Source organism: Azomonas macrocytogenes (assembly GCF_014191985.1).
GTDB classification, from domain to species: Bacteria; Pseudomonadota; Gammaproteobacteria; order Pseudomonadales; family Pseudomonadaceae; genus Azomonas; species Azomonas macrocytogenes.
The window spans coordinates 1-6,218 of sequence record NZ_JACHXI010000044.1 but is presented as its reverse complement, the minus strand read 5'-3'; the positions used below and the strand labels follow the sequence as shown (position 1 = coordinate 6,218).

The 6,218-nt window shown below is 66.6% G+C and carries 6 protein-coding genes; all 6 read left to right on the top strand.

The window, feature by feature from the left end; all coding sequences use genetic code 11:
- Positions 1-228 precede the first annotated feature (228 nt).
- Entirely contained in the window at positions 229-2,229 is a 2,001-nt protein-coding gene (locus FHR87_RS18565) for a conjugal transfer protein TraG (protein ID WP_130534009.1), read from the top strand.
- A complete protein-coding gene (locus FHR87_RS18560) occupies positions 2,226-2,690 on the top strand; it encodes a ribbon-helix-helix protein, CopG family (protein ID WP_057380746.1) in 465 nt (154 codons plus the stop codon). The genes FHR87_RS18565 and FHR87_RS18560 overlap by 4 nt, the downstream gene beginning before the upstream one ends.
- Entirely contained in the window at positions 2,687-3,739 is a 1,053-nt protein-coding gene (gene trbB / locus FHR87_RS18555) for a P-type conjugative transfer ATPase TrbB (RefSeq protein ID WP_057386253.1), read from the top strand. Before FHR87_RS18560 ends, trbB begins: the two co-directional genes overlap by 4 nt.
- A complete protein-coding gene (locus FHR87_RS18550) occupies positions 3,736-4,119 on the top strand; it encodes a TrbC/VirB2 family type IV secretion system protein (RefSeq protein WP_003103996.1) in 384 nt (127 codons plus the stop codon). The genes trbB and FHR87_RS18550 overlap by 4 nt, the downstream gene beginning before the upstream one ends.
- Positions 4,116-4,388: a VirB3 family type IV secretion system protein gene (locus FHR87_RS18545; RefSeq protein WP_008786754.1), complete on the top strand. Its 273-nt coding sequence runs from the start codon at positions 4,116-4,118 to the stop codon at positions 4,386-4,388. Before FHR87_RS18550 ends, FHR87_RS18545 begins: the two co-directional genes overlap by 4 nt.
- Positions 4,389-4,397: 9 nt before the next feature.
- Positions 4,398-6,218: conjugal transfer protein TrbE (gene trbE, locus FHR87_RS18540; RefSeq protein ID WP_183168255.1), on the top strand; the 1,821-nt coding region annotated here is incomplete at its 3' end.

The window sequence follows — 6,218 nt, the reverse complement described above, 5'->3', positions numbered from 1 at the left end:
AATTAATATTTCCTTTTGTGGCTAAATAAATAAAAACGCCGCATGGGCGAGCGCTTTGCGGCGTAGTTAGGTAACTGCGAGAACTTCGTCGCTGCTAAGCGACCGAGAGATAACATATTTGGATTTTTGGGCCTAAATTGCCGCCACATCGGCCTTTGACCGACCTGCGCGAACGCCTTGATCCTCAGTGCTGCGGCACCTCTGTGTGTCGTGATCGGAGGCGAGGTTATGCAAGGGACGAACGTGCTGTTCGGTCAGATCGCCGTGGTATTCGGCATCGTGATCGCCGGCGTGTGGGGCGCCACACAATGGACAGCAGCCGCCCTTGGCTATCAAGTACGCCTTGGCTCGCCCTGGTTCGACTTCCTTGGCACGTCGATCTACCACCCCTGGAAACTGTTTGAGTGGTGGTTCTTCTTCGATGCCTACGCGCCGCGCGTGTTCGATACCGGCGGCGCCATCGCCGGTGCCAGCGGCATGGTCGCCGTGGGCGTTGCCATCGCCATGTCGGTCTGGCGCTCGCGCCAAGCTCGACTCGTCACCACCTACGGCTCTGCGCGCTGGGCTAACGCGCAGGACATTCGCAAGGCGGGCCTCACGCAACCAGCCGGCGTGTTCCTCGGCCAGCACGATCACCAATACCTGCGGCATGAAGGCCCGGAACACGTCCTGACCTTCGCGCCTACGCGCTCGGGCAAGGGCGTGGGCCTCGTGGTGCCGACGCTGCTTTCCTGGCCTGCATCCGCCGTCATCCACGACATCAAAGGCGAGAACTGGCAGATCACCGCAGGCTGGCGCTCGCGTTTCTCGCATTGCCTGCTGTTCAACCCGACCGATGCGAAGTCGGCGGCCTACAACCCGCTGCTGGAGGTACGGCGCGGCGCGCATGAGGTGCGCGACGTGCAGAACATCGCGGACATTTTGGTCGATCCCGAAGGCGCGCTGGAGAAGCGCAACCATTGGGAAAAGACCAGTCATGCGCTGTTGGTTGGGGCCATCCTGCATGTGCTCTACGCAGGCGAAGACAAGACGCTGCGCGGCGTCGCCAACTTTCTGTCCGACCCGGCCAGCCCGTTCGAGCTGACCTTGCACCGGATGATGACCACGCCGCACCTCGGCGATGGGCCGCATCCGGTCGTCGCATCGGCGGCGCGTGAAGTCCTCAACAAGAGCGACAACGAGCGTTCCGGCGTGTTGAGCACCGCCATGTCGTTCCTCGGCCTGTACCGCGACCCGACGGTGGCCGAAGTCACCTCGCGCTGCGATTGGCGCATCGCCGACCTGATAGCGGCCGAGCATCCGGTGTCGCTGTACCTCGTGGTGCCGCCTTCGGATATTTCGCGGACGAAGCCGCTCATTCGCCTGATCCTCAACCAGATCGGGCGGCGCCTCACCGAGTCGCTCGATGGCTCCGATGGCATCGAGCGCCGCCACAAGCTGCTGCTGATGCTCGATGAGTTCCCTGCGCTGGGGCGCCTGGACTTCTTCGAGACGGCGCTGGCCTTCATGGCGGGCTATGGCATCCGCAGCTTCCTCATCGCGCAGTCGCTCAACCAGATCGACAAGGCGTATGGGCAAAACCACTCCATCCTCGACAACTGCCATGTGCGCGTGACGTTCGCCACGAACGACGAGCGCACCGCCAAACGGATCTCCGAGACGCTGGGCACGGCCACCGAGCTGCGCGCCCAGCGCAACTACGCGGGCCATCGGCTCGCGCCGTGGCTGGGCCACCTGATGGTGTCGCGCCAGGAAACCGCGCGCCCGCTGCTGACGCCGGGGGAAGTCATGCAGCTTCCGCCCGACGAGGCCGTGGTGATGGTGTCCAGCGTGGCGCCGATCAAGGCGAAGAAGCTGCGCTACTACGCGGACGCCAATTTCAAGCGTCGCGTGCTGCCACCGCCCGCGCTGGCGGGCGGGCAGTACGCCGACGCGCCGCCATTGCGGCCCGACGACTGGAGCGGGTTGGCGATTCCCTCCGTGCCCACCGCACCGGCCGCGGCCTTCGCTGATGGCCTGGGTTCCGCCGATGACGGCGGCCCACGCCGTCAGCCCGAACTCTCCGAAACCGTCGCCTACGACCCAGAGCTGGCCGCGCCTGCGGCCGACCTTGGGCTGCTCGATGACGACGACGACCTGCCGCTCCCCCTTCCGCGCCAGCTTGATCCAGCCATGCAGCGCACGGCCCGGCTGGCTTTCCTCGACCCCAACGACGGAATCGAGCTATGAGCCACTATCGCCTCAACCTGTTCATCCAGCCGGAGCACGCCAAGCGGCTCGATGAGCTGGCCGCCAAGAAGGGCGTGTCCAAGTCGTCCATCGTCGCGGCGGCGCTCGCATCGTGGCTGTCGCCCGATGCCGCCGACCAGCGCGAGGCGGCCATTGCCAAGCGGCTTGATCGCCTGTCGCGGCAGGCCGAACGCATGGAGCGCGACCAGAACATTGCCATCGAAACGCTGGCGCTGTTCATCCGCTACTACCTGACCGTGAGCACGCCGGTTCCCGAGGCGCACCAAGACGCGGCACGCGCGCAGGGCAAAGCGCGCTTCGAGCAGTTCACCGCGCAGCTTGGCCGCCACCTGCTGCGGGGCCGCAGCCTGGTGCGCGACGTGGTGGAGGAACTGCATCCCGACCTGATGCGAATGGAAGACGCGGCGGCAGCCGCGCAAGCGCAGGAGCGTGCGTCATGAGCGCCGTTCCGCAGTCCATGAGTGCCACGTCGCTCGACCGCCGCATCCAGATGCTGCGCACGGCGATGGGGCCACTGATCGCCGCCGCGCTCGAAGACCCGGACGTGGTGGAGGTGATGCTGAATCCCGATCGCACCCTTTGGGTGGATCGGCTTTCCAGTGGACGCGCGCCGATGGGCGTGGAACTGCCCGAGGCGGACGGCGAGCGAATCATCCGCCTGGTCGCTGCCCACGTTGGCGCAGAAGTCCATCGCGGCCAGCCGCTGATGTCCGCCGAGTTGCCCGAAACGGGCGAACGCTTTGAGGGCATCTTGCCGCCGGCAGCGCCGGGGCCGGCCTTCGCGCTGCGCAAGCGCGCCATCGGCGTTATTCCTCTGGAGCGGTACGTCATCGACAGGATGATGACCAGCGCGCAAGCGGGCTTTCTCGTTCGCGCCGTGCGCGAGCGCCAGAACGTGCTGATCGCCGGCGCCACCAGCAGCGGCAAGACCACGCTCGCCAATGCTTTGCTCGCCGAAATCGCCGCCACTGGCGACCGCGTGCTGGTGCTCGAAGACACGGTGGAGCTGCAATGCGCGGCCCGCGACCACGTTCCCCTGCGCACCCGCGCAGGCGTGGTGTCGATGACCGAGCTGGTGCGCTCGTCCATGCGCCTGCGGCCTGATCGCGTCGTCGTCGGCGAGGTGCGCGGCGCCGAGGCACTGGATCTCATCAAGGTGTGGGGCACAGGCCATCCGGGCGGCATCGCCACGATCCATGCCGGCTCCGCGCTCGGCGCTCTGCTGCGCCTGGAGCAACTGATTCTCGAAGTGGCGGTGAATCCGCCCCGTGCGCTGATCGCCGAGGCGGTCAACGTGGTGATCCACATCGCCGGACGCGGGCGCAAGCGCCGCATCGAGAGCATCGCCCGCGTCGTCGGCTTCGACGGCGTGGGCTACCAACTGGCGGACGCGCTGGAAACGCCGTTTCCCGAGCTGCCGCCACGTCCCGATGCCGCACCCGCTGCGGCGACTTCCCCATCCCCTGACTCACTTGGAGAACTGCCATGACGCAGATGACCATTCCTGCTTTCCGTTTTTCTGCAAATCCGGCTTTGCGTCTTGCACGGCTGCGCTGCCTGGCCCGCCCTGCGGGGCAAGGGCTGCTGCTGGCCGCGCTGCTGTTGTTCCTGGCCGGAACCGCGCAGGCCGCCGGTTCCTCGATGCCGTGGGAAGGCCCGCTGCAATCCATCCTCGAATCCATCCAGGGGCCGGTGGCGCGCATCGTCGCGGTCATCATCATCATCGCCACGGGCCTCGCGCTCGCGTTCGGCGACACGTCCGGCGGATTCCGCAAGCTGATCCAGATCGTCTTCGGTCTGTCCATCGCGTTCGCCGCGTCCTCGTTCTTCCTGTCGTTCTTTTCGTTCTCTGGCGGGGCTGTCGTATGAGCGGCCCGGACAGCTTCGCGGCAGGGTTCGAGGTGCCTTTGCACCGCTCGCTCACCGAGCCGATCTTGTTGGGCGGCGCACCGCGTACGGTGGCGATTGCCAACGGCACGCTGGCCGCCGCCGTCGGGCTGGGCCTGCAACTGTGGATTCCTGGCGTCGTGCTCTGGATCGTCGGCCATTCGCTGGCGGTATGGGGTGCGCGCGTCGATCCACAGTTCATGGCCGTGTTCGCCCGGCACATCAAACACCGCCCGCTGCTGGACGTGTGAGGTGATGCCATGCTGAACCTCGCTGAATACCGCCAGCGGCCCGCACTGCTCGCCGACTGGCTGCCCTGGGCCGGACTCGTCGCGCGGGGTGTCGTCTTGAACAAGGACGGCAGTTTCCAGCGCACGGCCCGGTTTCGCGGGCCTGACCTCGACAGTGCCACGCAAGGCGAGCTGATCGCCACGTCGGCGCGCTTGAACAACGCGCTGCGCCGGCTGGGGTCGGGCTGGGCGCTATTCATCGAGGCCGAGCGCCGCGCCGCTGCCGACTACCCGCACTCGGAGTTTCCCGAGCCGCTTTCGTGGCTGGTGGACGAAGAACGCCGCTCGGCCTTCGAGGATACCGGCCATCACTTCGAGAGCGGCTATCACCTGACGCTGGTGTACCTGCCGCCCGAGGAATCGCGCGCCCGAGCCGCCAAGATGCTCTACGAGAACACGCCGACGAATGGCGTGGACTGGCGCGAGCGGCTGCAAGCCTTCGTCGCGGAAACGGATCGGGTCTTTGACCTGCTCGATGGCGTCATGCCGGAAATCGCCTGGCTCGATGACAGCCAGACGCTGACCTATCTGCACGCGACCATCTCGACGCGGCGTTACCGAATCGGTGTGCCCGAAGTGCCGTTCCACATCGACGCGCTGCTGACCGACTCGCCGCTGGTCGGTGGCCTCGCGCCCATGCTGGGCGACAAGCACCTGCGCGTGGTGTCGGTGCGCGGATTCCCGACCTCGACCTGGCCGGGGATTCTGGACGACCTCAACCGCCTGGGATTTGGGTATCGCTGGAGTACGCGCTTTCTGTGCCTCGACAAATCCGAGGCGGAACGGGAATTGGGGCGCCTGCGCCGCCAGTGGTTCGCCAAGCGCAAGAACGTCATCGCGCTGCTGCGCGAAACGATCTTTCAGCAGGAAAGCCCGCTGGTCGATACCGATGCGAACAACAAGGCTGCCGATGCCGATGCAGCCTTGCAGGAGCTGGGCAGCGATCAAGTCGCCTTCGGCTATCTGACGGCGACCGTCACCGTCATGGACGAGGACGCTGGCGCAGCCGACGAGAAGCTGCGCATGGTGGAGCGCGTCATCCAGGGGCGCGGGTTCGTGACCATCCCCGAAACGCTCAATGCCGTGGATGCGTGGCTGTCATCGCTTCCGGGCAACGCCTACGCCAACGTGCGCCAGCCCATCGTCTCGACACTGAACCTGGCGCACATGATGCCGGTGTCGGCGGTATGGGCCGGGCCGGAGAAGAACGACCACCTGGGCGGCCCGCCGCTGATCGTCACCCGCACCGATGGCGCGACGCCGTTCCGCCTGGTCACGCACATCGGCGACGTGGGCCACACGTTGGTCGCCGGCCCGACCGGCATGGGCAAGTCGGTCTTGCTCGCCACGCTGGCGATGCAGTTCCGCCGCTATCGCGGCTCGCGCATCTTCGCCTTCGACATGGGCCGCTCCATGCGGGCCGCCATCCTCGGCCTGGGCGGTGAACACTACGACCTGGGCACGGATGGCGAAATCGCCTTCCAGCCACTCGCGCGCATCGACCGTGAGGGCGACCGCACCTGGGCCGCCGAATGGATCGAAGGCCGCTTGCTGCACGAAGGCGTGGCGGTCGGCCCCGACGAGAAGGCGGCTATCTGGTCGGCGCTGGGAAGTCTCGCCGGTGCGCCGGTGGAGCAGCGCACGATGACGGGACTTTCCGTGCTGCTGCAATCGAATACGCTGCGGCAGGCGCTGTCGCCCTATGTGCTGGGTGGCGCCCACGGCAAGCTGCTGGACGCCGACCACGACCGGCTGGGCATGGCCGACGTGCAGTGCTTCGAGATGGAGGAG

Coding starts and splice junctions, on each gene's coding strand:
- FHR87_RS18545 (WP_008786754.1), top strand. CDS start 4,116: ATGAGCGGCCCGGACAGCTTCGCGGCAGGGTTCGAGGTGCCTTTGCAC.
- FHR87_RS18565 (WP_130534009.1), top strand. CDS start 229: ATGCAAGGGACGAACGTGCTGTTCGGTCAGATCGCCGTGGTATTCGGC.
- FHR87_RS18550 (WP_003103996.1), top strand. CDS start 3,736: ATGACGCAGATGACCATTCCTGCTTTCCGTTTTTCTGCAAATCCGGCT.
- trbB (WP_057386253.1), top strand. CDS start 2,687: ATGAGCGCCGTTCCGCAGTCCATGAGTGCCACGTCGCTCGACCGCCGC.
- FHR87_RS18560 (WP_057380746.1), top strand. CDS start 2,226: ATGAGCCACTATCGCCTCAACCTGTTCATCCAGCCGGAGCACGCCAAG.